22 protein-coding genes are annotated in these 23,232 nt (G+C 68.2%); 11 read left to right on the top strand and 11 right to left on the bottom strand.

What is annotated here, in order from left to right; genetic code table 11:
* Positions 1-45: 45 nt before the first annotated feature.
* Complete coding sequence (locus VM221_01545; GenBank protein ID HUT73500.1) at positions 46-2,031, top strand: hypothetical protein; 1,986 nt, start codon at positions 46-48, stop codon at positions 2,029-2,031.
* A gap of 113 nt (positions 2,032-2,144) precedes the next feature.
* Positions 2,145-2,507 carry a cupin domain-containing protein gene (locus VM221_01540; protein ID HUT73499.1) on the top strand — a complete coding sequence of 121 codons (363 nt, stop codon included), beginning with the start codon at positions 2,145-2,147 and terminating at the stop codon, positions 2,505-2,507.
* Positions 2,508-2,618: 111 nt separating this feature from the next.
* Here VM221_01540 and VM221_01535 read toward each other — a convergent pair whose 3' ends face one another.
* The 3 genes from VM221_01535 to VM221_01525 form a co-directional block, all read right to left on the bottom strand.
* The gene (locus VM221_01535; protein HUT73498.1) at positions 2,619-4,136 is read right to left on the bottom strand and encodes a metallophosphoesterase; all 1,518 of its coding nucleotides are present in this window, start codon (positions 4,134-4,136) and stop codon (positions 2,619-2,621) included.
* Between the two features lie 61 nt (positions 4,137-4,197).
* Positions 4,198-4,611, bottom strand: coding sequence for a peptide-methionine (R)-S-oxide reductase MsrB (gene msrB / locus VM221_01530; protein HUT73497.1), 414 nt, complete (start codon positions 4,609-4,611; stop codon positions 4,198-4,200).
* 435 nt (positions 4,612-5,046) lie between these two features.
* A complete protein-coding gene (locus tag VM221_01525) occupies positions 5,047-8,280 on the bottom strand; it encodes an Ig-like domain-containing protein (GenBank protein ID HUT73496.1) in 3,234 nt (1,077 codons plus the stop codon).
* Between the two features lie 437 nt (positions 8,281-8,717).
* On the opposite strand from VM221_01525, the gene VM221_01520 reads away from it, so the two are divergent.
* The 3 genes from VM221_01520 to VM221_01510 all read left to right on the top strand — a co-directional run bounded on the left by VM221_01520 (position 8,718) and on the right by VM221_01510 (position 10,885).
* Entirely contained in the window at positions 8,718-8,933 is a 216-nt protein-coding gene (locus VM221_01520; GenBank protein HUT73495.1) for a metallopeptidase TldD-related protein, read from the top strand.
* A gap of 94 nt (positions 8,934-9,027) precedes the next feature.
* Complete coding sequence (locus tag VM221_01515) at positions 9,028-9,828, top strand: hypothetical protein (protein ID HUT73494.1); 801 nt, start codon at positions 9,028-9,030, stop codon at positions 9,826-9,828.
* Between the two features lie 352 nt (positions 9,829-10,180).
* Complete coding sequence (locus tag VM221_01510) at positions 10,181-10,885, top strand: hypothetical protein (GenBank protein HUT73493.1); 705 nt, start codon at positions 10,181-10,183, stop codon at positions 10,883-10,885.
* An 83-nt stretch (positions 10,886-10,968) separates the two neighbouring features.
* On the opposite strand, the gene VM221_01505 is transcribed toward VM221_01510, so the two are convergent.
* Positions 10,969-12,162, bottom strand: a complete 1,194-nt coding sequence (locus VM221_01505) for an MFS transporter (protein ID HUT73492.1) — start codon at positions 12,160-12,162, stop codon at positions 10,969-10,971.
* A 71-nt stretch (positions 12,163-12,233) separates the two neighbouring features.
* Complete coding sequence (locus VM221_01500; GenBank protein ID HUT73491.1) at positions 12,234-12,404, bottom strand: hypothetical protein; 171 nt, start codon at positions 12,402-12,404, stop codon at positions 12,234-12,236.
* A 111-nt stretch (positions 12,405-12,515) separates the two neighbouring features.
* Between VM221_01500 and msrA the strand changes: the two genes are divergently transcribed.
* Positions 12,516-13,094, top strand: a complete 579-nt coding sequence (msrA, locus tag VM221_01495) for a peptide-methionine (S)-S-oxide reductase MsrA (protein ID HUT73490.1) — start codon at positions 12,516-12,518, stop codon at positions 13,092-13,094.
* 165 nt (positions 13,095-13,259) lie between these two features.
* A complete protein-coding gene (locus VM221_01490; protein HUT73489.1) occupies positions 13,260-14,645 on the top strand; it encodes a hypothetical protein in 1,386 nt (461 codons plus the stop codon).
* 159 nt (positions 14,646-14,804) lie between these two features.
* Here the strand turns inward: VM221_01490 and VM221_01485 are convergent, their stop codons facing one another.
* A complete protein-coding gene (locus VM221_01485) occupies positions 14,805-15,830 on the bottom strand; it encodes a Gfo/Idh/MocA family oxidoreductase (protein ID HUT73488.1) in 1,026 nt (341 codons plus the stop codon).
* Positions 15,831-16,099: 269 nt separating this feature from the next.
* Here VM221_01485 and VM221_01480 point away from each other — a divergent pair, with 269 nt between their 5' ends.
* Positions 16,100-17,716 (top strand): ATP-binding protein, encoded by a 1,617-nt coding sequence (locus tag VM221_01480; protein ID HUT73487.1) that lies wholly within the window; start codon positions 16,100-16,102, stop codon positions 17,714-17,716.
* On the top strand, positions 17,688-18,065 hold the full coding sequence (locus VM221_01475; GenBank protein ID HUT73486.1) for a response regulator: 378 nt from the start codon (positions 17,688-17,690) through the stop codon (positions 18,063-18,065). The genes VM221_01480 and VM221_01475 overlap by 29 nt, the downstream gene beginning before the upstream one ends.
* 178 nt (positions 18,066-18,243) lie before the next feature.
* Here the strand turns inward: VM221_01475 and VM221_01470 are convergent, their stop codons facing one another.
* The 3 genes from VM221_01470 to VM221_01460 all read right to left on the bottom strand — a co-directional run bounded on the left by VM221_01470 (position 18,244) and on the right by VM221_01460 (position 20,201).
* The gene (locus VM221_01470) at positions 18,244-18,552 is read right to left on the bottom strand and encodes a hypothetical protein (protein HUT73485.1); all 309 of its coding nucleotides are present in this window, start codon (positions 18,550-18,552) and stop codon (positions 18,244-18,246) included.
* 177 nt (positions 18,553-18,729) lie between these two features.
* Positions 18,730-19,890, bottom strand: coding sequence for a HigA family addiction module antitoxin (locus tag VM221_01465; GenBank protein ID HUT73484.1), 1,161 nt, complete (start codon positions 19,888-19,890; stop codon positions 18,730-18,732).
* Between the two features lie 14 nt (positions 19,891-19,904).
* The gene (locus VM221_01460) at positions 19,905-20,201 is read right to left on the bottom strand and encodes a type II toxin-antitoxin system RelE/ParE family toxin (protein HUT73483.1); all 297 of its coding nucleotides are present in this window, start codon (positions 20,199-20,201) and stop codon (positions 19,905-19,907) included.
* A gap of 344 nt (positions 20,202-20,545) precedes the next feature.
* Between VM221_01460 and tgt the strand changes: the two genes are divergently transcribed.
* Positions 20,546-21,685, top strand: coding sequence for a tRNA guanosine(34) transglycosylase Tgt (gene tgt / locus VM221_01455; GenBank protein HUT73482.1), 1,140 nt, complete (start codon positions 20,546-20,548; stop codon positions 21,683-21,685).
* 114 nt (positions 21,686-21,799) lie between these two features.
* Complete coding sequence (locus VM221_01450; protein HUT73481.1) at positions 21,800-22,471, top strand: HD domain-containing protein; 672 nt, start codon at positions 21,800-21,802, stop codon at positions 22,469-22,471.
* A gap of 104 nt (positions 22,472-22,575) precedes the next feature.
* On the opposite strand, the gene VM221_01445 is transcribed toward VM221_01450, so the two are convergent.
* Both VM221_01445 and VM221_01440 read right to left on the bottom strand, forming a co-directional pair.
* Positions 22,576-22,917 carry a hypothetical protein gene (locus VM221_01445; protein ID HUT73480.1) on the bottom strand — a complete coding sequence of 114 codons (342 nt, stop codon included), beginning with the start codon at positions 22,915-22,917 and terminating at the stop codon, positions 22,576-22,578.
* A partial coding sequence (locus VM221_01440; protein HUT73479.1) for a hypothetical protein occupies positions 22,911-23,232 on the bottom strand: 322 nt, incomplete at its 5' end. The genes VM221_01445 and VM221_01440, both read right to left, overlap by 7 nt.

The following is a 23,232-nucleotide window of genomic DNA, read 5'->3' as shown; positions in this document are numbered from 1 at the left end:
GCGCGGTTGCTCCACGACCGCGCCCACCCAGGAGGCAAGCACCACATGCCCAGTCATTTCACATTGCGCATGCAGTTCGGCCTTCACCAGGACGCCGCCGTCGTCGCCGAGCAATTGCGGCGGCTGCTGCGCGAGGCGCCGGTGGAGGAGATAATGTTCTTCTACTTCGCCGAGGAGCTCAACGACGGCCACGATCGCGGGGAGCGCATCCGTCAGTGGATCGAGCACTCGCGGCCCTACCGGCGGGCGGTCGCCGAGATGGGGGCGGCGGTCAGCCTCAACCCCTGGCATTCGGTGCTCCACTGCGACCGCGGGCGCACCCTCAAGCCCGACCAGCCGTGGCAGCCGATGGTGGATCAACACGGGCGCGCCTGTCAGGCGGTGGTGTGCCCGCTCGACCCCGAATGGCGCCGCTACTATGACGAAAGTCTGCGGCTTTACGCGCAGGAGGACTTCCGCGTCATCTGGATTGACGACGACATCCGCTATCACAACCACGACCCGCTGGAGTGGGGCGGGTGCTTCTGTCCCCTGCACGTCGCGGAGTTCAACCGCCGCGCGGGGACGCAGGCGACGCGGGAGGAGATCGTCGCCAACTGCACCGCCCCCGGTCCGCCGCACCCCTGGCGCGAGCGGTGGATGGATATGTGGGACGACCTGCACGTGACCATGATCGCGCAGTGGCGGGAGACCGTCGAGGCCGGCGGCAGCCGCTTGGGGCTGATGTCGAGCCGCCCGGAATCCCACGCTGCCGAGGGCCGGCGCTGGGGGAAGTGGTGGCGCGCCCTGGCGGGCGATCGGCCGCCGGCCCATCGCCCCCACTTCTGGGGCTATGGCGACGTTGCCGGGCCGGCGCTCTACACCTCGATCGCGGTGCTGCAGCAGAACCGCTCGCTGCAGCCGGATGCCGTCGAGAGCGGCCCCGAGATCGAGTGCTTCCCCTACGGGCGCTGGAACAAATCCTTTCGCCAGGTCGGGGCGCAGATGGCGCTCGCCCATATCCTGGGCTCCACCCACCTCAACCTCAGCCTCTATGACTTCATGGGCAATGACCCCGCTGACGAGCCGGAGCGGGCGGAGTTCCTGCGCCGCTGGCGGCCGCTTTGCGACTGGCTGGCCGACCAGTTTCCCCTGAGCCTGCGTTCGGTGGGAGTGGGGGTGCCGTGGTCGCCGGACATGAGCCGCCGCCTGCGCACCGACGGCAGCGGTGGGTGGCAGTCGCTGACCTGCCCGTCGCGCGGCTGGGCGCGGTGGCTAGGGGCGGCGGGGCAGGCCTTCTCGGTGGTGGCGTCGCCCGCGGTCAATGCGCTTGGCGGCCCGGTCGCATGGAGCTTCTCCGACGATCAACTGCGGGCATGGCTGGCGCAGGGGCTGCTGCTCGACGGCGAGGCCGCGAGCATCCTGCTCGCGCGCGGCCTGGGCGACCTCATCGGCGTGCGCGGGGGGCGGTTCATCGCCCACGGTGAGGTGCTGTACTCGGTGGAGCAGTGCCTGGACGCGGAGTTCTCCCTGCGTCCCGGGGCGCAGATCTCGGTCAACGCTCACGACTATGCCAGGCGGCTCTTTCAGGCCGAGCTAGCGCCGGACGCGCGCGTGGTCAGCGACCTGCGCAACCCGCAGCAGCAGGTAGTGGGGCATGGGCTGGCGGTGTACCGGAATGCGCTCGGCGGGCGCGTCGCCATCGTCCCCTGGAGCGCCGAGGGGGCGGTTATGATGAACCCGCAGCGGGCGGCTCAGCTCGCGAAAGTGATGGGCTACCTCGACCCCGGGGAGACGCGGGGATGGGCGGAGGGGGGCGCCTGGCTGGCGGCGCAGTTCCTGGCCGACTCCGAGCGCTGGCGCGGGGTCATCTGGAACGCGAGCCCCGATGCCGCGCGCGTGATCACGGTGCATCCGCCGCAGGGGATGCACTTCACCACGGCCACCCAGGTGACGGCGGACGGAGAACGGATCGCCGCGCGCCTGCAGGGCGCACGCCTGACGCTGGAGCCGCCGCTGCACCAGTGGGAGTTCGTGGCGCTGACCGAGTGAGGGGTGCGCACGAGGCCGCGACCCTTGCCGCGCGCCGCTGATAGGACAGCAGGGCGGGGAGGTCGAAATCCTTGGATGCGGCAAGTGGCGAGCGGCCACAGGAGGACACGGGAATGCAAGGCAGCAGTGACGCACCCGAAGGCGATGCGGCCCCGGCGGGCGGGCTGACGGGCCAGGTGCTGGAGGTCGCCGACCTCGTCGCCTATCAGCCGGGGGCCGTCGTCAGCCGCGCCCTGATTGACAAGCAAGTGGGCACGGTGACGTTGTTCGCCTTCGACCAGGGCGAGGGCCTGAGCGAGCACACGGCCCCCTACGACGCCCTGGTGCAGGTGCTGGACGGCGAGGCGCAGGTCACGATCGCGGGCACGGCGTCAACCGTCAAGGCGGGCGAGATGATCATCATGCCCGCGCATCAGCCGCACGCCCTGCGCGCTCCGACGCGCTTCAAGATGATGCTGGTGATGATCCGGGCGTGACGGCCCGGGCACGGTGACCGGGCCGCCGGAGGCGGACCCGCCCAGCGCGGGGCGGGAAATGGCCGGCGCGGTCATGCTCGATGGTGGTGGCGCCGATGGCCGCGCCCGCGCTCACCACCCCCGGCGCAGGCCGCAGGTCCCCACCTGCGCCAGCACCGCCCCCAGGTCCCCGTCACAGCCGCACTGCCGCAGCAGGCGCAGGTGCGGCGCGAACTCCCCGACTTGCCACAGTCCGTGGGCGTCGCTGCCCAGTGCCAGCTTCACCCCCGACTCGATGCACAGCCGCACGAACGCCTCCGCCGGTTCGTTGGTGTGGAAATTGATCTCGGCCGCCACCCCGTGCTCGCGCAGCAGGCGCACCACGAGCGCGAACAGTGACGCCGGCGGCTCCAAGCCGGCGCGGCGGAACTCGCGAAACGGGTGGGCGAGCACGTTGATGCCGGAGCTGACGAATCGGTCGAGGGCAGCCAACAGCTCGTCGGCGGCGCGGGCGGGATCGGGGCGCGGGTTGCGCAGCTCGGGCAGGCTGTGGACGGCGCCGAGCAGGACCGCGACTTCCCGGCGGTCGTGAGCGCGCAACACCGGCCGCCCGGCGTAGTCGCAGTCCGCCTCCAGCCCCAATGATGCCGGCGGGCAATACGCGCCCGCGGTCGCCAGGTAGCGCGCCATGCGGTCGCTGCGACCGTACGCGGTAGCGATGCCCGCCTGGAGGAAGTCCCCCCGCCGGTAGGTCTCCGCGTCGTAATACAATTGCCCCGAGTGCTCCGCGAACACCAGTCCCGCCAGCCCCAGGTCCTGCGCTAGAGCGACGGCTTTAGGGAAATCCATGTCGTCGGCGCAGTAGGCGAACGGCGTGTGGAGGTGACAATCAATCAGCTCCAGCTCGGGCGGCATGCGCAACTGGTGGCGAGTCACGCTGACCTGCCCGCGGTCAAGCTCGATCTCGAGGAAGGCGAAAGGCGGTTCACACAGGGCCGGGGCGATCACGAAATCCCCGGCGCCGTGGCGGATCAGGTCAACGCCGAGGTGGAAGTGACCGCTGATCGCGAGGCCGATGTCGTGCTGTCGCATGTGGGCGGTGATGTCGTCGGCGTTCACATAATTGAAGGGGCAGTCGCTGGTTCCCGGCGGGAACAGGGAGCAGTGCTGCAGCATGACCACCGGCCCGTCGTGGCCCTGGTGCGCGGTCGCCATGCGCGCCAGGTCACCCGGCAGCCGCCGCGCGTTGTACCCCGGCTCCTCGGGGTCGAGGAATATCAGGAAGCGCATTCCCTTGAGGTCCAGCATTTCGCCGGGGCGCGGGAACACGCGATAGAAGGCCTCGGGATCGCCGTCGTGATTGCCCGGCAGGGCGATAAAGGGGGATTCCAACCCGTCCGCGATGGCGCGCAGGCGCCGCCATGAGGCTTCCGCGTCCGGCCCCTCGCCGTTTTCCAGCAGGTCGCCCAGGAGCAGGGTCACGTCCGGCTGGATCATGCGGTTGATGCGGTGCACTGCTCGTCGCAGCAGGATGTCGGCGATGGCGCCGCTCCCCCGGAGCGCCGCGTCGCAGCGGGCGTAGTGCGTATCGGAGAGGGCTACGATCTTGAGCCCAAGGGCGGGCGGCGTGCTACCGGGAGCATGAATCATCCTGGCTCGTGCTGCGTCAAGATTGATGCGACGGATACCCGTCAATACATCATTGACGCAGCTAATCCTTCCCCTCGGCGGTCGCGGGAATGAAATCCAGGGCGGCGGAGTTGATGCAGTAGCGCTGACCGGTGGGGGCGGGACCGTCCTCGAAGACGTGCCCCAGGTGTGCGTCGCAGCGGCTGCACCGCACCTCGGTGCGGCGCATGCCCGCGCTGTCATCACCGGCGGTGGCGATGCTGCCCGGCCCGACCGGCGCCCGGAAGCTGGGCCAGCCGGTGCCGGAATCGTACTTCGCCTGCGAGCCGAACAACGGCTGGCCGCAAGCGGCGCAGCGGTAAACCCCCGGCTCCTTGGTCTTCCAGTGCCTGCCGGTGAAGGCCGGTTCGGTGCCCTTCTCGCGCATGATACAATACTGCTCGGGCGCAAGCTGCGCCCGCCACTCAGCGTCGGTCTTGATCACCTTGCCGCCCATTATCTCTCCCGCCGTCTGAACTGCGCTGGGGCGCAGCCCGTCGTCCGTCGCTCCCCCCGGCCGCCAGCCGGCGATCAGCGCGGCCACGCCCAGGATCGCACCCACCGCGGCAATCGCTCGCACCATGGGGATTGACCTCAACGCCCGCGCACCGGCCGACCAGGGCCGCGCGGGCAGACTCATACGCTACTACTTCCAATGTTACCCATTTCGCGCCGGTGCCGCGGGGTTTCCGGTGCAAGCCGCAGGGACGGCCCCCAGGGGGCACCCTTGGGCGCGCCCCGACAGGTCGGGGCGCGGGTGTAGGGGCAAGGCATGCCTTGCCCCTACGAGGTCGCGCCCGGTGCGTCGCCCAACCATCCCCACCAAAATCGGTCACACCCGGACGGCCCCCAGGTGGCGGTCGCGAACGAAAGTCCGTGGGCTGACGCGGCGCTACCTGCCGACCTCGAGCTGCAAGGAGGTTGTCAGCAGCAGTTCGCCCGCGTGATCGAGGGCGCGCAGCTCGACCGGGTGCGGCCCGGCGGCGGCGCGGCGCGCGTTCCAGCGGAAGCGATATGGCGGCCGGCGCCCGCGATCCACCAGTCTGCCGTCAACGTAGCACTCGACGGCGCCGATATTGCCGGTGCCCGTGGCCTCGATCTCGACCAGGCCCTTGACCTTCTGCCCCGGCATGGGCGCGAGCACGGTGAGGCTATTGTAGAAATCACACACCAGGCCGGACGGCGGCACCAGGCTCCGATCCTGCGTGATCAGCACCTGCGCGTACCCTGAACGCACGTCGTCGGTCGAGGTAACGACCACCTCATGTCGTCCGCGGGGCAGATCCCGCGTCCCCAGCGACTGCCAGCCGTCAGGTTGCGCGGCGATGGCGGCGCCGAGTTCGCGGCCGTCAACGCTGACGCGGATCCCCCCCTCGCGCGGCGCTGCCAGCACCCACCAGCGGTAGGCGCCCCCGCTGAGGTTGACGGTCGCCCGATCCGCGGCCCCGGCCTGCGGGTTCCAGCGCGAGCCGTCCCATTCCGCGCCCGCCTCCCATTCCCCCTCGAAGTCGCGCCCGACCAGCAGGGAGATTGTCTCCCGGGCGATGACGCCGACGTGGAACGCAAGCGGTCGGGTTGCCGCTGCATTCCCCTGGCCGTCCGTTGCTGCCACCCAGTAGGTAATCACATCGCCATTGAGCGCGCCTCGCACCTGGGCGCCATAGACCTGTGAGTGGCCGCGCTCCAGCATCGGCACCGCGATCGTGCCCGTGTCATTGATGCGGTAGTAGAGCCTCGCTTCGGCGATTCCGCCGGGGGCGAAGATGTCGGCCGCGACCGCCATGGGCATCCCCGGCCCCGGGAAGATGGGCTCGGTGCCTCGCGGCAGGATGGAGGGGCCGTCGGGATGAGACCGCAAGCTCAACTGCGCCAGCCGCGCGGGCGCCTCGCCCTGCGGCGTGCGGTCCGACAGGCGCACCCACAAGGCGGGCGCTCCGCCGGTCGGCGCCGGCGCTTCCCACGCGCCCGGCGCCAGCGGCGCGTCCCCGGACGCGGATGCGATCTCGCGCCATTCCCGGCCGTCCGCCGACACCTCCAGGCGATAGTCGCCGCCAACCACCGCCTGCAGCGCCGGCCGCGACCCCGCCGGGGCGCTCGCCAGCGGCAGCTTGTACACCGCCGTCTGGTCGCCCTCCACCGCCCGGATGCCGCCGCTGACACTGCCGCCGCCCTGGGCGAGGTAAACCCCATCCCCCGGCGGCGCCACCGGCCACAGGTAGAACGCAGTGAACCGGTCGGGAAGCAGTGGATGAGCGTCACTGCCGTCGCGCCAGCCATCGCCGTCGGTGTCGGGGGCGGCGGGGTCGGTGCGCACCAGGCTCTCCAGCGCATCGCTCAGCCCGTCGTCGTCGGCATCGGGCGCCGCGACCGTCAGGCTCACGGGGGCGGACCAGGTGATGCCGTTCTCTCGGTCCACCGCGCGCAGGCGGACGCTGAGCGGCCCGCCGCCGAGGAGGGGAGGCAGCGCGCCCGTATAGCGGTCATCGGGTTCACGCTGCAGCCGGGCGCTCCACTCCCCGGGCGCCCCGCTGACCCCATAGACCGCCTGCACCGAGTCCAGCTCCACCGGCGACCGCACGGTCGCGCGCACCTCCACCTTATCCCGGGGCCCGGGCTCGGCGGGCCGCAGCGCCACGGAGGCGATGTCGGCGCTGCCCGCTCGCGGCGGGCGGGAGCCGGTGGCGGAGGCCTCGCGCGCCACGGCCATGAATTCGCGCGGCCGCAGCACCAGGTAGTCGCTCCCCAGCCGACGGGCGATATAGGCGAGGTCGCTGGGCGTCAGCGACCATGGATCCACGCTGACGTAGATGTACTTGGCCGCGCGCGACGCCTCGCGGATGTCTCGCAGCGCCGCATCGGCGGCCGTGGCGCGCAGCGCCTGCGCGGTGACCGGCAGCCCGTCATACATGCCCGTCGTCAGCCCCGCCCCGACCCCAAGCAGCAGACCTCGCATCCCCGCCGCCCAGTAGTGCGGCAGCGCCTGCCGGAGTTCCGAGGCGGGCCCGCGGTCGGTGATGGCGGCGACGCGGAAATCGCCCGCCCGCGCCCATGTCGCCATGCGCTCCAAGATGCCGGCCCAGTTGGGGTGGCGAGTCGGGACGAAGTACCCCGCGCCGTTGGGCGCCAGCACCAGCTCGTCGGTTCCGCTCAGCCCCGCGCCCGCGCAGTAGCTCTGCATCACCGCTGGCGCCAGATCGAGCAGCGCCGGCGAGATCGTCCATCCCAGGGGCACGCGCCCGCGCGCACGGTCGGCCCACAGCTCGCGCATCCGCCCCAGGGCGAAGCCCACGTCCGCGCCGCCCTCGTAAACGAAGGTGACCAGCACCTGCAGGGCGGGCGGCGCCACGCGCTCGAGTTGATGCAGCGGCGCCGTCACCGGATGTGCCGAGTGAAACGACAGGTTGGGGGCGCGCGAGATCGGAACCAGCAGGTGCCCATTCTGCGCCAGCAGCGCCAGCAGCGCATCGTCGCCGACCATCTCCGGCGACCCCAGCACCAGCGACCCCGGCTGCAGCCGGGACAGGATCTCGCGCAGCAGCGCTTCCTGCTCGGGATCCCGCCAATCCAGGTCCACCGCCAGCACGCGCTCGCGGCTCAGGTAGTCGCGCACGTCGGTGCGCTCGCCCCCCACCAGCGCCAGGCGATCGGGCGCCGACTCTCGCATCACCTGCGCAACCGCATAGCGGTAGGCGCTCAAGCGATCCGGCCAGCGCCCGCGCGCATCGAGCACCGTCTTCAGCCCCAAGTCGTTTGGGGTCAGGGCGGCGTCGAGAATGGCGGCGGCGGCGGCGGCGAGATTGAGGGAGTGCGCCTCGGCGGGATCGTACAGCACTTGCCCCGCCAGGCGGTCGCGCACCCGCGCCAGCAGCTGGTCGGGGGTCACGCGCTCGACTTCGTCGCGGTAAAGCGACAGCCAGGCGGCGTCCTGCGGCTCGCGCACCGTGTACACGCCGACCGCGGAGGGGTCGCGGTTGACCACCCCCTGCACGCTCGCCACCAGCATCTGCGTCGGCACGTCGGCCTGCGACAAGTCAACCACCAGGATCGTTCCCGCGCACGCCGAGGCGCAGAGCGTGGTCACCAGGCAAAGGGCGAACAGCGGCGCTGACTTCATCCTGGGGGGCATTGAGGCCTCCTTTGCTGCGCCGGATGGGCGGGGTGGACGCCCGCTCCGACAGAATGTGGCACAGGCGCCCCCCTCGCGGCGAATGTTATCACCGCCCCTGCCGGCAGTCAAGCGCGCGGCCGAGCGGGATGTGACCTCGAAAAGTGGGAATGATGCACTGCCGGATGTGGGACCCCGACCGCTCGGGGTCAGAGAGGCGCCGCTTTGCGGCGCCAACACAGCCGAGAGGGCATAGACGCAATCGGGTACGCGCGACAGGTCAGCTTCGTTGCCCCGATCGTGTTCTCCCCGGAGCGGAATCCGACGGACCATTGCTCGGTTAACGTAGTCTGGTCGTGACCTCGATGCACCAGCCGTAGGGCAGGAGCTTGCCTCCTGCCCAGAGTCGGGGAGGGGGCAGGGGACGAGCTTCCGCCCTACGACTGGTGGACAGCGTCATGGGGCTGGGCCAGAGCAACATCATGAACGGGGACTTCTCGGTCAACGTCTCCCTGGGCTACAAGATCGAAGAGGGGGAGATCGTAGGCCGCGTGAAGAATACCATGCTCGCCGACGATGCCTGTGACGCCCTCATGCGGGTGGAGGCCGTCGGCTGCGAGAGCCCGAGTGGATCGGCTCGCTGTGCGCGCCGCCGCTGCTGGTGGGCGCCTTGAGCGTTGTCGCGCAGAAGTGAAGCACGGGAGGCCGCGCCGCGCCCAGGGTATGGACCGCCTCGGCTCGGATCCGGGGGGCCCCGGAGATTAGTGAATGGACGTGAGAGACAAGCTGTGGCTGTGGGGTCATCCGGCAGGCAGTCTTGACGGCCGCCACGGGGTGCAAGGAGAATCCCGCATTACGCCGGTCGAGGCCGCCTGCTATCTGGGGACCCCGAATCTGATCGTGGTCAACTATGGGAACTCCGGGCCGTTCCCCCCGTTCGACCAGTTCGCGCTGCCGATGCGGTCATTGAAGCGCGTGGTGTGGTCCATCGTCGGTGATGCGGGGCAGACGGATGCGGCCCTGCGCGAGGAGGTCTTCAAGCTTGCAGCCCGGATGCCCAACATCACCGGACTGATGATGGACGACTTCTTCCGCGACCCCGAGGGCGGAGAAGACGGGCCCTTGGGCGCCCTGTCGCGGGCGGAGCTGCGGGCGGTGCGGGAGCGCCTGCGCCTGCCCGAGCGAACCCTCGACCTGTGGGTCGTGCTTTACCAGCACATGTTGGACTGGCCGGTGCAGGAGCAGCTCGACCTCTGCGACAAGGTGACGTTGTGGACCTCGAAGACGGAGGCGCTGCGCGATCTCGAGTCCAGCTTCGACCGCCTGGAGAAGCTGGCCCCGCGGCAGGGCAAGCTGCTGGGCTGCTACATGCAGGACTACGAGGCTCGTCAACCGATGCCTCTGCAGCTGATGAAGCGGCAGTGCGAGTTCGCACTCGATCTCCTGCGCCAGCGGCGGATAGAAGGGATCATCTTCCACGCCAGCTGCATCTGCGACCTCGGGTTGGACGCGGTGGAGTGGGCGCGGGGCTGGATCTCGGAGGTGGGCGGCACGGTCATCCCCGCATAGAACGCGCGCGACCTGTGCAGCACAGCCGAGACGGCATAAACGCAACCGGGTACACGCAGCAGATTGCCTTCGTGGCCCCGCTCGCGTTTTCCTCATCTAGCCCACAGTTGCGGCTCCAGAAGGGTCTGTAGCAGCGACAACGCTACCAGCGCGGCAGGGCACCGACGCGGTCTCAACCAAACGATGCAGCGTCTACCGCGCAACCCCCAAACCGCAGCACAGGGCTACACCGCGGCACATCACCGGCACCCAAAGGAGCCGCGCCGGTCGGCAACCTGCGCTGGGTTCACGCAGCAGGAACCCACGCCCAGACGGCGTAAGTAGCCGGTACCGTCGAGCAGCAGCGTACGCTATGCGTGAAACCTTCCGTTATAGCCGCTGGTGGATGCTTCCGGCCGGAGCGATCTGCGCGTTCGGCTTGACGGGCGCCGCTGCATTCGTGGTTTCGCAGCCGCCAGAGCCGCGACCTTCAGGCTATCTCTTTGCCTCGCATGTCATGGTTTGCCTTGCAGCCGCCATTGCCGTCTTCGGCGCCTACGGAATGGTCCATTCCGCGCGGTGGGAGGTGGCCGTTGACGACCTCGGACTGATTTGGGCGGACGGCTTCCTGCGTCGCCATAAGGTGCCGTTTTCTGATATCCGTGGCCTTTGCCTGCTTCGGTTCGGGCAGCGGAAGCACTCGATCTACGTGATCAACAGCAAGACCGTCGTGATTGGTACCCGGTATCTCAACGCCGACCGATTGGTCAAAATGCTGACGAAGGCCGTGGGCCTCGACATGGTGCGAACTCGACAGCTGGGTAACGAAAACGAGACCTACTGGATCAGGCGCGACGAAGACCTCGAATACGTAACCGGCCGAATGGTCGCGCGGATCCGTAAGACGCGTCTCATCCTCTCCGGCGTAGTCGCCGTTGTCTTTGGAGGCATTATCGCAATTCTCTATCTTACGAGCGCGCCCGTTACGGGCGTGGACGCCTGGTACCTGGCGGCCCTTGTCGCCATGGCGCTCGTGATGTGCACCTGGCTCGTGGTCAGCAGCGCGCGCCGCAAGTGACGGCACCGCTTGATAAGGCTTGCGACTGCGCCGAGGCGGCTGTGCCACATGGTGAGTGCCTCAATCCATCCCCAAGAAACAGGTCACACCCGCCGAGCATCGCCGGTGCGCGCAAACAGCACCGCCAGCCCCACCATCGCCGCCGCCGGCAGCGCCATCGCCCAGCGCAAAGCGAATGCCTGCGCCACCACGCCCATCGCCGCGGGCACGATCATGCCGCCGATGCCGACGCTGGTCATGATGAGACTGAAGACCGCCGCCCGCCGGCGGGTGAAGCGCTCACTCGCCGCCGTCAGCACCAGCGCGAAGATGCCGGAGTAGAAGAACCCCACCGCGCCCGAGGCCGCGATGCCCCACCACGGCGATGGCGCCAGCCCCGTCGCTCCGCTCGCCAGCCCACCGCCCACCGCCAGCGTCACCAGCAGCCGCCGCGGCGTCGTCACCGCCACCAGCCAGGTGCAGATCAGCCGCCCCACCGTCATCATCACCCAGAACGCCGTCACCGCGGTCGCCGCCTTCGCCGCGGTCGCCCCCAGCCGCTCCTGTACCAGCGCGCTGATCCAACCCGTGTAGCCGATCTCGGCGCCGACATAGAGGGCCATGGCGCCGCACAGCGCCAGCAGCGCCGGTTGGCGCGCCAGGCGGCCGAGCTCGCGCAGCGGCAGCGGCGGCGCGGGTCGTTCGGGCGCCGGCTGCGCCGCCAGCGCGGCCAGGATCAGCGCGCTGAAGCCGGCCGCGATCAGGAAGTGAAGCTGCCACGCTCCGCCCTGGCGCAGCACCGCTCCCACCACCAGCGGCCCCGCGATCGCGCCCAACCCGAAAAACGCCTGCATCAGGTTGAGCGCGAGTCCCTCCCGTCCCGGGTTGACGTCGGCGGCCAGGGCGCTGGCGGTGGACTCGACCGTCGCTCCGCCGATGCCGGTCACCACCATCGCCGCCAGCGCCCACCACAGATGGGGCACGGCGAAGGGACCCGGGCTGACGCCCAGCAGCCCCAGCCCCGCGCCGAGAATGGCCAGCCCCGCCATCACCACCCGCCGCTTGCCGACCCGCTCCGCCGCGTAGCCGGCCGCCAGCACCCCCGCGATGAAGCCCACGAAGAACGTGGTGAACAGCGCTCCGGTCGCCCCCAGCCCGACCGCGAATGTGTCCGCGATCGAGGTCAGGCACGGCCCCAGCGCGAACAGCGCCAGGCCGTAGGCGGTCAGCGCCAGGAACAGCGTATAGCTGACTGGCGCGAGGCACCGCTGGCGGCAAGGTCGGGGGGTTTCGTTCAAGCCTGTCAATCCGTTTAACCTGCGTCGAGAACCAAGCGGTGGCCGCGTCAGGCGCCGGCCCCCGCCCCCCGTCATCTCACGGCCGCTCCGATGTAGTAGGGCCAGATGACCACCGCCAGCACCGCTTTCCAGAAGGCAAGCTTGAGATACCCGATCGTGAACAGCCAGCCGACCGCCCACAGCGGCAGGTGCTCGTGCGAGGCCACGCTGATCCTCTGCACCATTCTGCGGTCATCGCTCATCTTGGGACCTCCTTCCTGCTGTCGGTTGCCCGCGGTGTAGTCCGCGCGGCGTTTCGGCGGGCGCGCGGGCGGAAATCATAGAATGAGGGTGGCAGAACGGAAGCAACTATCATGGCGAAATGCTTGATGCCGGCGATAGTGACGGTCGGCGTGATGGGAGCGGTGTTCGCCGGCCACCATCCGCGTGACACGCATCTTACAGACTACGGCAGGAAAGTCAAGCCCTTGACTACAGAGAAGGCGACGTTCGGCGGCAGCTGCTTCTGGGGGGTGGAGGCGGCGTTTCGTCGGATTCCCGGGGTCGTCGCCACCACGGTGGGATACGCCGGCGGCCGCGCTGACAATCCGACTTACGAGCAAGTCTGCCGCGGCGCCACCGGTCACACCGAAGCGGTGGAGATCGTGTATGATCCGGCACGGATCACCTACGATGAGGTGCTGGCGGCGTTCTGGGGAACCCACGACCCGACGGTGAGGAAGAAAACGCAGTACAAGTCCGTGGTTTTCTACCACACCCCGCAGCAGCGAGCGACAGCCCAGGCCGCGCTGAAGCATCTCCGGCAGTCCGGCAAGTACGACGCAGTGATCGTGACCGAGATTCTGCCCGCGGGGCGCTTCTACCGGGCGGAGGCATATCATCAGCAATACTACGAGCAGCACCACCTGGAGGGTGATGCGTGCGCGGGCTGAGCCGGTCGAAGGGGAGAAGCCGGGTGAGGGTAGGAGGCGATGGGCCTCACCCCCACCTTAACCCTCCCCCCTTCGACAGGCTCAGGGCAGGCTCTGGAAGGGGGAGGGGGTCACTTGCGCAGGCGCCGATTCCGTGATAGCATCCCGCGCGGAGGGCACCCGGAAGTGTCGCGCCTCGACACCGGCAAAGGCAGCACCTTCCGCTTCGTCTGCGGCATCGCGCTCGCGGTGGTGGTCGCGTTGGCGGTGGCGTACTGGCTGTTTGTCGCCAGCCTGCAGAAAACGGTTGACCAGCGCCTCGCGCAGCTGCGCGCCAAGGGCCTCCCCACCGAGTGGGCGCAGGTCATCCCCCCGCCCGTGCCCGACAAGGACAACGCGGCCATCCTCTACCAGCAAGCATTCGACAAGTTCCAGGGGTCGCGCTTCTTCCACGATGGCTATACCCTGGGCAAGTTCGTCAAGGGTCGCGCGCCCGGCACCCGCCGGAAGCTGGCGGCCGAGGTACAGGAGATCCTGGCGCGCAACCAGGCGGCGCTCGACCTGGTGCGGGCCGCCGCCGACAAACCCCGCTGCTGGTTTCGGCTTTGGAACAATGCCTCCAACCCGGAGGGAATCCTCTTCGGGCACGGCGCATCCATGCGGCAATGCGCCCGGCTGTTGAGCGCGGAGGCGCTGATTCGCAGCGAGCGCGGCGACACCGCCGGGACGGTGGCCTCCTGCCGCACCGGCCTCAAGCTGGCGGCTCACGCGGGCGCCGAGCCGACGTTGAACGGGTTCCTGGGCAGAATCATCCTCAGCATCGACACCTACCAAGCGATTCAGCAGATGATCGAAGAGCAGGCGCTCGACCCGCGCGCCTGCCGCGACCTGTTCTATGCGCTGGGCGAGTCCGATGTCGGCGGGGGGATCCAGAAGGCCCTGGGCAGCGAGTTGGTATCCGGCCGTTGGCTCTCCTTTGAGGAGGTGGACCGCCTCCCGCGGAAAGCCGCCTACTCGGATGTTGTTAGCCTTGGGGTCGCTCGCAATAGGAGGCTTAAGGCGCTGGCGGCGCTCTACGTCAGCCCGCTGGGGAAGCCCCTGCACCTGCTGGACAAGATCGCCTACCTCGATTCGCTCGGGGAGGAGCTGCCCCTGGCGAAGAAGCCGTACCGCGAGTCGGAACCCGGCTACCGGGAACTCAAGAGGAAGCTTGCGGACTTACCCTCGTACTGCTTCATTGCGCGAGGCGATCCCTCCGATTGCGACCGGTTCGTCGTTGCGCGCGACCGCATCACTGCGATGCGGGACGCGATGCGCGTCGCCCTCGCGCTGGAGGCGTACCATCGCAAGCACGGGGCGTACCCCGATTCGCTGGCCGCCCTGCACGCCGACCCCGGCTGGAAGCTGCCCCAGGACCCCTTCACCGGCAAGGATTTCGGGTATGGACGGCAGGGCGACGGTTTCGTGCTCTACAGTTGGGGCGAGGATCTCGACGACGACAAGGGGCGGCCGGCGCGGCCAGGCGCCGGCATCGGGGGCGATGGCGACATGGTGTGGACCTTCGCGCGGTAAGGGTGTGGCCGTCTATCACTTGCGCTCAGTTAAAGTGTTTATGAATCAAGGACGCCGCACCTCGCAAGGACCGCCGGGGGCGGCTGGCCCACATGGGTTGGCGGATAGACCAAGGATTCGTGAACGCACCCTTGCCGCGCCGGGCACGGACGGGAACGCCTACCCTCCGCCCAGCATCGCCCGGCCGGTGGCCTGGCGGTAGATATCGGTCAGCAGCGCCACGCTGCGCCGCGCCTCGCGCCCGGTGACATAGGGGTCGCGGTTCTCGCGCACGGCGGCGATGAAGTCGGCGATCTGCGCGTCGTGCCCCGTCAGTTGGGCGACCGCGGGGTCAAGCGAGGCGGCCGCGGCCGCGCCCGCCGCCTCGATCTTCTCCTCACCTTCCACCTGGTAGAAAGTAAGGTTATCGGCGTCCAGCACCGCGGCGCCGGTGGTGCCGTAGACCTCGACCCGCGTGGTGGCGCCAGGCCAGGTCAGGGTCGAGGCCTGGATCGCGCCCCAGGCCCCGTTGGCGAAGCGCACCGTCGCCTGGGCGATATCCTCCGCCTCCATCCGGCGCGCCCGGGTCGCGATCTGCGCGAAGGTGACCTCCTCGACCTCGCCCATCAGCCACAGCATCTGGTCGAGGTAGTGGATGGCCTGGTTGGAGAGCACGCCGCCGTCGAGCGCCCAGGTGCCGCGCCAGGCGTCGCGGTCGTAGTAGGTCTGCGCGCGGTACCACAGCACCGCGGTATTACACAACAGGAGCTGGCCGAACTTGCCCTCCTCGATGGCGCGCTTGACCCGCCGCGCGTCGGGGTCGAAGCGGTGCTGGAAAATGCAGGCCAGCTTCACGCCCTGCTGCTCGCAGACCGCGATCAGGCGATCGATCTTGTCGAGCGCGATGTCAAGCGGCTTCTCGCTGAGGACGTGCTTGCCCGCCTGCGCCGCCGCGATGCCGTGCTCGGCGTGCAGCCCCGAGGGCGTGCACACGCTCACCGCCTGGATGTCATCGCGCGCGAGCAGGGCGTCGAAGTCCCGATCGGCGTCGCACCCGAACTGCTGCGCCAACTGCTGGGCGCGCTCCGGCTGCACGTCGCACACCGCCGCCAGCTCCGCCTGCGCCAGCGTGCTGATGGCCTTGGCGTGGTGCTTGCCGATGGTGCCGCAGCCGACGATTCCGAACCGCATCCGGTCACTGCTCATTCGCTTGCACTCCTTGCGGGAGGGGCGCATGGCGCCCGTAAGACTCCCGCCCAGCAGTTCGCCGACCGGCGGCGCGTTCCTGCTCCGGCGCAGCGGGTGCGCGAGCTTGCCGCAGGGGGAGCCGGCCGCGGGGAAAGACGGCCGACCCCCACCTCAATCGGGCGCGCCCCTATGCGCCGGCGCAGGTTGGCGGACTATCGCACACAGCGGGGCCAAACCGCGTGCGCGCCGCGCGCCGGTCGGTGGAACGACTATAGGAGCACCCGGCGATGACGATAATGGAAGCGGACGGACTGCGGGCCATAGAGCGGCGCGAGGGCCAGTTGTGGCTGCTGGCGTTCTTCTTCATCTTCCTGCTGGCGGTGGGCGTCTTCGTGATGGACAGCGCCGACGACCTGCGGCTGCCCGCGGGGCCGCTGGAGGCGCTGCTGTCCAACTGGGCGATGCGCAGCGCGCTGCTGGTGGTGGTGCTGCTGATCTGCGCCTATTTCCGGGAGCGGGTGAAGATGCTGCAGCGCGCCAACCGCACCCTGCTCGACCAGGTGCGCCAGGACCAGCGCCACCTCGACGAGCGAGCGCGCCTGCTGGGGCGCTGGGGGGAGATGAGCCACGCCCTCATCACCAACTCCAACCAGGACGAACTGCTCGAGCTGGTGGTGCACACCGCCATCGAGTTCATTGACGGCGATACCGCCTCGCTCATGCTGTTGGACGAAGGCAAGGGCGAGCTGCGCATCGCCGCCGCCTGCGGTCTGCCGCAGGAGATCATCGCTTCCACCCGCATCCCCGTCGGCGAGGGGGTGGCCGGCTTCGTCGCCCAGGAAGGCGAGCCGCTGCTGCTGACCAGCGACGGCGCCGACCCGCGGGTGGCGCCCCAGCTGCGCCGCGGCGAGGAGATCCGCTCCGCCATTTGCGTCCCCCTGATCGTCGAGGGCCAAGTCGTCGGCACCCTCAACGTCAATCGCACGCGCACGGTGCAGGACTTCGATCGCACCGATCTCAACACCCTGTCGCTGTTTGCGACCCAGGCGGTGCTGGCGATCGAGAAGGCGCGTCTCTACGCCGCCGGCCAGCAGCAGGTGGAAACGCTGCGCCACATGCTGGCGGAGCTCGAGCGCGCCCAGGCCCAGCTCATCCAGTCGGAGAAGCTCGCCTCCCTGGGGCTGCTGGCGGGGGGCGTCGCGCACGAGATCAACAACCCCCTGATGGTCATCCTGGGGCGCGCCGAGCTGCTGCTGCAAGACCTGGCGGCGGAGGCGCCCGCCGCCCGCGACCTCGACACCATCCGCCGCGAGACGGTGCGCATCGCCGACATCGTCCGCAACCTGCTACGGTTCTCCCGCGAGGGGCACGACGGCGCCGTCGGCCCGGTGGACGTCAACCGCGCGGTCGAGGCCGTGGTCTCCATGACGCGCCAAATCCTGAGCGTGGACAGCGTCGTCATTGACACCGATCTCGGGCCCGACCTGCCGCCGGTGAGCGGCAACAGCGGCCAGCTCCAGCAGGTCTTCACCAACATCGCCATCAACGCGTTCCACGCCATGCCCGGCGGCGGCAAGCTCTTCATCCGCACCACCCATCGCGGCGGCGAGATCAGCGTCTCCTTCACCGACACCGGCTTCGGCATCCCGCCCGAACACCTGGGCAATATTTTCGATCCCTTCTTCACCACTAAGCGCGAGGGCAAGGGCACCGGCCTCGGCCTCACCGTCAGCTATGGCATCATCCGCGCCCACCACGGCGATATCCGCGTCGAGTCCGAGCCCGGCAAGGGCACCTGCTTCACCGTCATCCTGCCGGCGCACGCGGGCGCGGAGGCGCTCCCGCAGCAGGTCTCGCAAGGAGGAATCACAACCCATGAGCCACCACCGCATCCTGGTGGTTGACGACGAGGAGGAGATCCGCCAGCTCTTCGTGGACATCCTCGTCCCCAAGGGCTACGAGGTAATCGCGGCCGCCAGCGGCCCCGAGGCCATCGCCCACGCGCGCGAGCGTCCCTTCGACCTCGTCTTCCTCGACATCAAGATGCCGGGCATGAACGGGGTCGAGGCGTTCGAGGCCCTGCGCAGCCTCCATCCCGGCGCGCACTACGTCATGATCACCGGCTATGCCGGCTCCCACCTGGTGGACAAGTCGCTCGCCGAGGGGGCGCTGCTGTGCCTGAGCAAGCCCTTCGGCGTCGCCGACATCCTCGACCTGGTGCGCAGCCTGGAGCGGCAGCAAGCGGCGGCCTAAGGCGGGAGATCAGGCCTGCTGGTGGCATGGCAAGCGGTCAGCAGAGATCAGCAGGAGCAGCCAGGCGGGATTGGTCCTGCGGTGGTGGCGCTTGTATCTGCGGGTCAAGACGCGGCAAAGCGTGATTGGAGGGGCTTTCCCCCGAAGAGCAGGAGGATAGCCAGTAAGCCGGCTGAAGCTAGATGGTCAAAACACAGGGCTGCGCAGCAGCCTCCAGTTCCTCCACATCGTAAGTGAAATCGAGAACCATCTGTATGGGAGCGCCAGGATTTCGGTTCTCGTTGAAGCTATCTACGTCAGTCTTGAGTTGCCTGCAATCGCCGACAATCTGTTGCCGCCGCTGCTGGAATGCAATCTCCATGTGCTCTCGGCTTGCGGAACGAATGTCCGCCCACAGTGGGAGTTGCTCGCCATTTCGGTTCACTCGGGCTACATGCTTGGCACGCACCGACCTGCCCTGAGGGTCGGTGACGTATTGTTCGCGCATGGCCTAGCTCATCCGCGCACTGGTTAATGACAGCGGACGGATGAGGCTGCCAGAGCCTCTCGCGAATAGCCCATGCGGCTATTTCGTGAGTAGTGGTTGGCCACGGTTGGCCTGACTCGAGATACGCCGCCACGATCCGCTGCATCTGCTTTGCATAGGTAGCCATTTCGCGACTCCTCAGTCGAGCGTCGGAACCGGCTGCTCCCATCCGCGGTTGAGCGCCGGAGCCCCCTGGTCCCATCCGTCAGTCAATGCCGACCCTATCACGATGGGCCTCACTTCTTCCAGCAGTTGCCTGTGCGCAGACCAGGGAACTTCCCCTCGGAACTGCAACTGACCAACGACGATGCCAGGATGCACACCGATTCTGCTGGCAAAGCCGATGATCTTCTGCCTACCATAGAGCGGGCGAGTCCGCTGAATGAAGTCATCTAGGTCTGAGGGACTAACCAGGAACGCTGTCGCGAAGTGGTCCGCCTCCCTTTCGGCCTCATCAGCTACGGACTCGACTTCATTGCCAACGATATCGGTATCGAGCATCACGTCATGTCTTAGCCCGTCGCGGCGGGCCACATGACACAGCTCGTGGCAGAGCGTGTACCAGAACCAGTCAATCCGCTTATAGCGCAGTGAGACCACGATGACGGGGGACCTGTCGTCAAGCCAGAAGGCAACACCGTCGATTCTTGTCTGAGGCAGATGCTCCAGTACTAAGAATCGGATGCCAGCCTCTGCAAGAACTCTGGGGACATGCCTCACTTCCTGTGCGCTATGAAGGAGCCCCTTCAGTTCGTTCAATCCATTATTGAAGGACCGGGCAGAGAAGGGGCTTGCGGGCGCGGCATGGGCGAGTTGCCTGGCGCGGAATAGCCACGCCTCCTGAGACGGCGTGATTTCCTTCGTCCCGCGACGCGCCGCATGTGGAAAATGGATCGGTTCATCCAGCGTCTGGATGCTGAAGAAACGCCGCACTCTTTCCTCAAGCACAGCTACGCTTTCCGACATTTCAAGCCAGTGGCGCTTGACCATCTCCTTGATCGGCGCTAACGCGTAGAGCCTGGCGCGGCGCGCAATCGCATCGTCGGCATCCTTAGCACGCCACAGTTCGTAGCTGCTTTGCAGGTTCATCCAGAACTGCGCGCTGGTGCCAAACGCATCGCCCAGCGCCTTGGCGATCTCAGGCGTAACCGCTCGCTTGCCCCTAACCAAGTCGCTGACCACCTTGGGCTCACGGCCGATGATCTCGGCCAGTTCGACCTGGCTCCAATCGCGTGCCTCCAACTCCTCCTTGATGAACTCACCTGGAGGGAAGGCCTCGGCAATCCTTCTGTCGGTCATGTAGGGCATCTCCCTCAGTGGTAATCCTCAATGCTAACGATCACGACCACTTTGCTTGGCCCCTCCCCCTGGAATTCCAGAATCACCCGCCACTGGTCGTTTAGCCGCATGGAATGCTGGTGTGCCCGACCACCTCGCAGCTTCTCGAATCTCAGGGACTTCTGCTTGTAGAAGTCCCTCTCATCCACGGCCGCCCTGATCTGTTGCATACGCTTTCGGAACGCCTTTACGATTCCCGGCTGATATCCGCCGTCAAAGCTGGCGTCAGTTTCCAATCTGTCAAGCTCATCATCGCGAAAACCCAGCTCCACGACAGAAGTATACACGGCAAGGGCCACATTGTCAATAGCTAAATAATGAAATTGCGCTATTTAGGTATTATGTCCTAGAAATGTGCTCAAAACAACATGCGGGTAGGCAAGCCCCTTTCTGAAGACTGACCAACTGTGCGGCAGGCTGCGTGGGCGGCACGCACAGTTCTGCCTCATGTGTGCCCGTGCCGGGAGTCTGCAGCGCACGCCGGTACGGACGGCCACGCCGGACTTCCGCTGTACGTCGGAATACAGGAGCCCAGTGACCTGGGGCCGAACCATACGTTGTGCTGCGCTTCGAGATAACCCATCGTGACTCCGAGACGGCGGCGCGCACGGCGCGTATGATTGTGGCGCGACTGGTCCTGAGCTCGTCGAAGGCGCCGCCCCCGGATGCGTCCGCATCGCGTCCGGGCGCCAGCACAGCCGGGGGCGGCTGTGCCACATGCGAGGTCGCCACCCCCGCCTTCATGCCCGTCGGCACCCAGGGTACGGTCAAGGCGATCACGCGGCGCGAGCTGGAGGAGCTGGGCGCCCAGATCGTGCTCTGCAACGCCTATCACCTGTATCTGCGCCCCGGCGTCGAGGTCATAGCGGGGCTCGGCGGCCTGCACGAGTTCATGAACTGGCAGCGCCCCCTGCTGACCGATAGCGGCGGCTACCAGATCTTCAGCCTGGCGTCCCTGACCCGGGTGACCGATGAAGGCGTCACCTTCCGCTCGCACCTGGACGGCTCGGAGCACTTCTTCACCCCCGAGCGCGCAATCGAGGTGCAGCAGGCCCTCGGCGCCGACATCATCATGGCCCTGGATCAGCCCGTCGGCTACCCCGCCGACCGCGCCGCCACCGAGGACGCCGCCGACCGCTCCGACGCCTGGGCGCTTCGCTGCCGCCGCGCCTTCCGCCCCGACGCCGGGCAGGCGCTGTTCGGCATCGTCCAGGGCGGGATGCACCCCGACCTGCGCCGGCGCAGCGCCGAGCGTATCGCCGCCATTGATTGGGAGGGCTACGCGGTCGGCGGGCTGTCGGTGGGGGAACCGAAAGAGCTGACCTTCGAGATGCTGGCGCACAGCCTGGCCGGGCTGCCGGAGGCAGCGCCGCGGTATCTCATGGGCGTGGGCGCGCCGCCCGACATCCTGCGCGCGGTGGCGGCGGGGGTAGATATGTTCGATTGCGCCCTGCCCACGCGCCTGGGGCGCAACGGCGCCGCCTACACCAGCCGCGGCCGGCTCAACCTGAAGAACGCCTGCTACGAGCGCGACCCCGGCTCCCTGGACCCGGAGTGTGACTGCCCCACCTGCCGCGAGCATTCGCTCGCCTATATCCGCCACCTCTACAAGGCAGGGGAGATCCTGGCCGCGCGCCTGGTGACTTACCACAACCTGCACTTCTACTTCGGCCTGCTGGCGGGCGCGCGGCAGGCGATCTCGGCGGGCGCGTTTCCCGCGTTCCTCGCGCACTGGCAGCGGGTATATGAGGAATAGCCAAGCGCGTGGAATATGCGTTGGGGGGTACTTCGCCGACCCCGCGCGGCGTATAGCGCCGCGCGCCCAAGGCGGCCCACCGCCCAGGAATTCGACACCACCCGAGGACAGGATATGACCACCACCCCCATCACCCTCGACGACATCAAGGCGCGCGCCGATGTGCGCGCCTTCATCGCCAAGGCCGACCGCAACATGGAGATCATCGGCTACACCGAGCATGGCTTCCGCCACGCCGACATCGTCGCCGACCGCGCGCGGCGGATCCTGCTCGACCTCGGGCGCGATCCGCACACCGCCGAGCTGGCGGCGATCGCCGGCTATCTGCACGACATCGGCAACGTCGCCAGCCGCGTCACTCACGCCGGCACCAGCGTCATGCTCGCCTACCACATCCTGGGCGCCATGGGCATGGCGCCCGATGACATCGCCGAGGTCATGGCCGGCGTCGGCAACCACGAGGAGGAATACGGGGAGCCCTTCGGTGACATCGCCGCCGCCGTCACCGTCGCCGACAAGTCCGATGTCAGCCGCACCCGCGTGCGCCACCAGTCGCCCGAGACCTTCGACGAGCACGACCGCATCAACTACGCCGCCATCTCCTCGGCAGTGGAGGTGGAGGCCGCGCAGAAGCTGATTACCCTGCGCCTGGACCTCGACCCCGCGCTGGGCACCATCATGGAGTACTTCGAGCGCTTCCTGACGCGCATGGTCGCCTCGCGCATCGCCGCCCGCCAGCTCGGCTGCCAGTTCTCCATCGTCATCAACGGCACCAAGCTGCTGTGACCGCTTGTCGAACCACGAGCCGGCGAGGGCGTTGCCGGTATCCACTTGCATCACCACCTCCGGCCTGGCCGCGCCAAAGGAAGTGTCGCCCAACCGCGCTCCTCTTACCGCATGCTTGTCCCCCAGAACGACCACTTCTGGGAGGGATCGTCCCGGCCCACCCTCGTCTCCATCGTGAGCGTCTGGGCGCCTTCGACCCTGAAGGGCACCTCGATCCTCTCCGGGTCCCACTGGTTCTTCCGCGCCGGGCCCAGCGAGGCCACGCGGCTCGGCTGGAACTGCTTCATCCAGTCCGCGAGCTCCCCTTCGAATTGCGTGCGATGTTCCCCGGAGAGGTCCGCATAATACGCGGCGGCGTCGTCATGCTTGCCGGCCAGGAAGGCATCCAGGAAATCCTGGACGACCCGCGCGGCCTCTTTCAGGTCGGCGCGTCTGACCGCTACCACCGGGGGATGACACCCGCGCAGGCGGTCGCAAGTCCTTGCGCGGCCGCCGAGCTCATGCTCGCCGCGTCGGGGGCGAACACGCTCACGCCTCTTGACTCCGTGGCATAGGCCCGGCCCGCTCGGTCAATGGCGACCCATTCGGGGTAGAAGAAGCGCCCGGCAGCACGCGGCTGACTGATGGCGGTAATGAAGCTGCCCTCGTTGTTGTACTTGGCGACCACGCTCACCCAGCGGGACGTGTCGCGCCCCACGAGATAGACGTTGCCGCGGAAATCGCAACCGAGGCCGTGATAGATGTGCCCACTGCCCACCACG

It is taken from the genome of Armatimonadota bacterium, assembly GCA_035527535.1.
In the GTDB taxonomy this organism is placed as follows: domain Bacteria; phylum Armatimonadota; class Hebobacteria.
Note: the sequence above shows the minus strand (reverse complement) of the source record. Positions and strands in the feature narration are given on the sequence as shown.

Excerpts from the sequence above, each read along its gene's own strand:
- VM221_01545 (HUT73500.1), top strand. The coding sequence starts at position 46 with ATGCCCAGTCATTTCACATTGCGCATGCAGTTCGGCCTTCACCAGGAC.
- VM221_01540 (HUT73499.1), top strand. The coding sequence starts at position 2,145 with ATGCAAGGCAGCAGTGACGCACCCGAAGGCGATGCGGCCCCGGCGGGC.
- VM221_01535 (HUT73498.1), bottom strand. The coding sequence starts at position 4,136 with ATGATTCATGCTCCCGGTAGCACGCCGCCCGCCCTTGGGCTCAAGATC.
- msrB (HUT73497.1), bottom strand. The coding sequence starts at position 4,611 with ATGGGCGGCAAGGTGATCAAGACCGACGCTGAGTGGCGGGCGCAGCTT.
- VM221_01525 (HUT73496.1), bottom strand. The coding sequence starts at position 8,280 with ATGCCCCCCAGGATGAAGTCAGCGCCGCTGTTCGCCCTTTGCCTGGTG.
- VM221_01520 (HUT73495.1), top strand. The coding sequence starts at position 8,718 with ATGGGGCTGGGCCAGAGCAACATCATGAACGGGGACTTCTCGGTCAAC.
- VM221_01515 (HUT73494.1), top strand. The coding sequence starts at position 9,028 with ATGGACGTGAGAGACAAGCTGTGGCTGTGGGGTCATCCGGCAGGCAGT.
- VM221_01510 (HUT73493.1), top strand. The coding sequence starts at position 10,181 with ATGCGTGAAACCTTCCGTTATAGCCGCTGGTGGATGCTTCCGGCCGGA.
- VM221_01500 (HUT73491.1), bottom strand. The coding sequence starts at position 12,404 with ATGAGCGATGACCGCAGAATGGTGCAGAGGATCAGCGTGGCCTCGCAC.
- msrA (HUT73490.1), top strand. The coding sequence starts at position 12,516 with ATGGCGAAATGCTTGATGCCGGCGATAGTGACGGTCGGCGTGATGGGA.
- VM221_01485 (HUT73488.1), bottom strand. The coding sequence starts at position 15,830 with ATGAGCAGTGACCGGATGCGGTTCGGAATCGTCGGCTGCGGCACCATC.
- VM221_01480 (HUT73487.1), top strand. The coding sequence starts at position 16,100 with ATGACGATAATGGAAGCGGACGGACTGCGGGCCATAGAGCGGCGCGAG.
- VM221_01475 (HUT73486.1), top strand. The coding sequence starts at position 17,688 with ATGAGCCACCACCGCATCCTGGTGGTTGACGACGAGGAGGAGATCCGC.
- VM221_01470 (HUT73485.1), bottom strand. The coding sequence starts at position 18,552 with ATGCGCGAACAATACGTCACCGACCCTCAGGGCAGGTCGGTGCGTGCC.
- VM221_01465 (HUT73484.1), bottom strand. The coding sequence starts at position 19,890 with ATGACCGACAGAAGGATTGCCGAGGCCTTCCCTCCAGGTGAGTTCATC.
- tgt (HUT73482.1), top strand. The coding sequence starts at position 20,546 with ATGATTGTGGCGCGACTGGTCCTGAGCTCGTCGAAGGCGCCGCCCCCG.
- VM221_01450 (HUT73481.1), top strand. The coding sequence starts at position 21,800 with ATGACCACCACCCCCATCACCCTCGACGACATCAAGGCGCGCGCCGAT.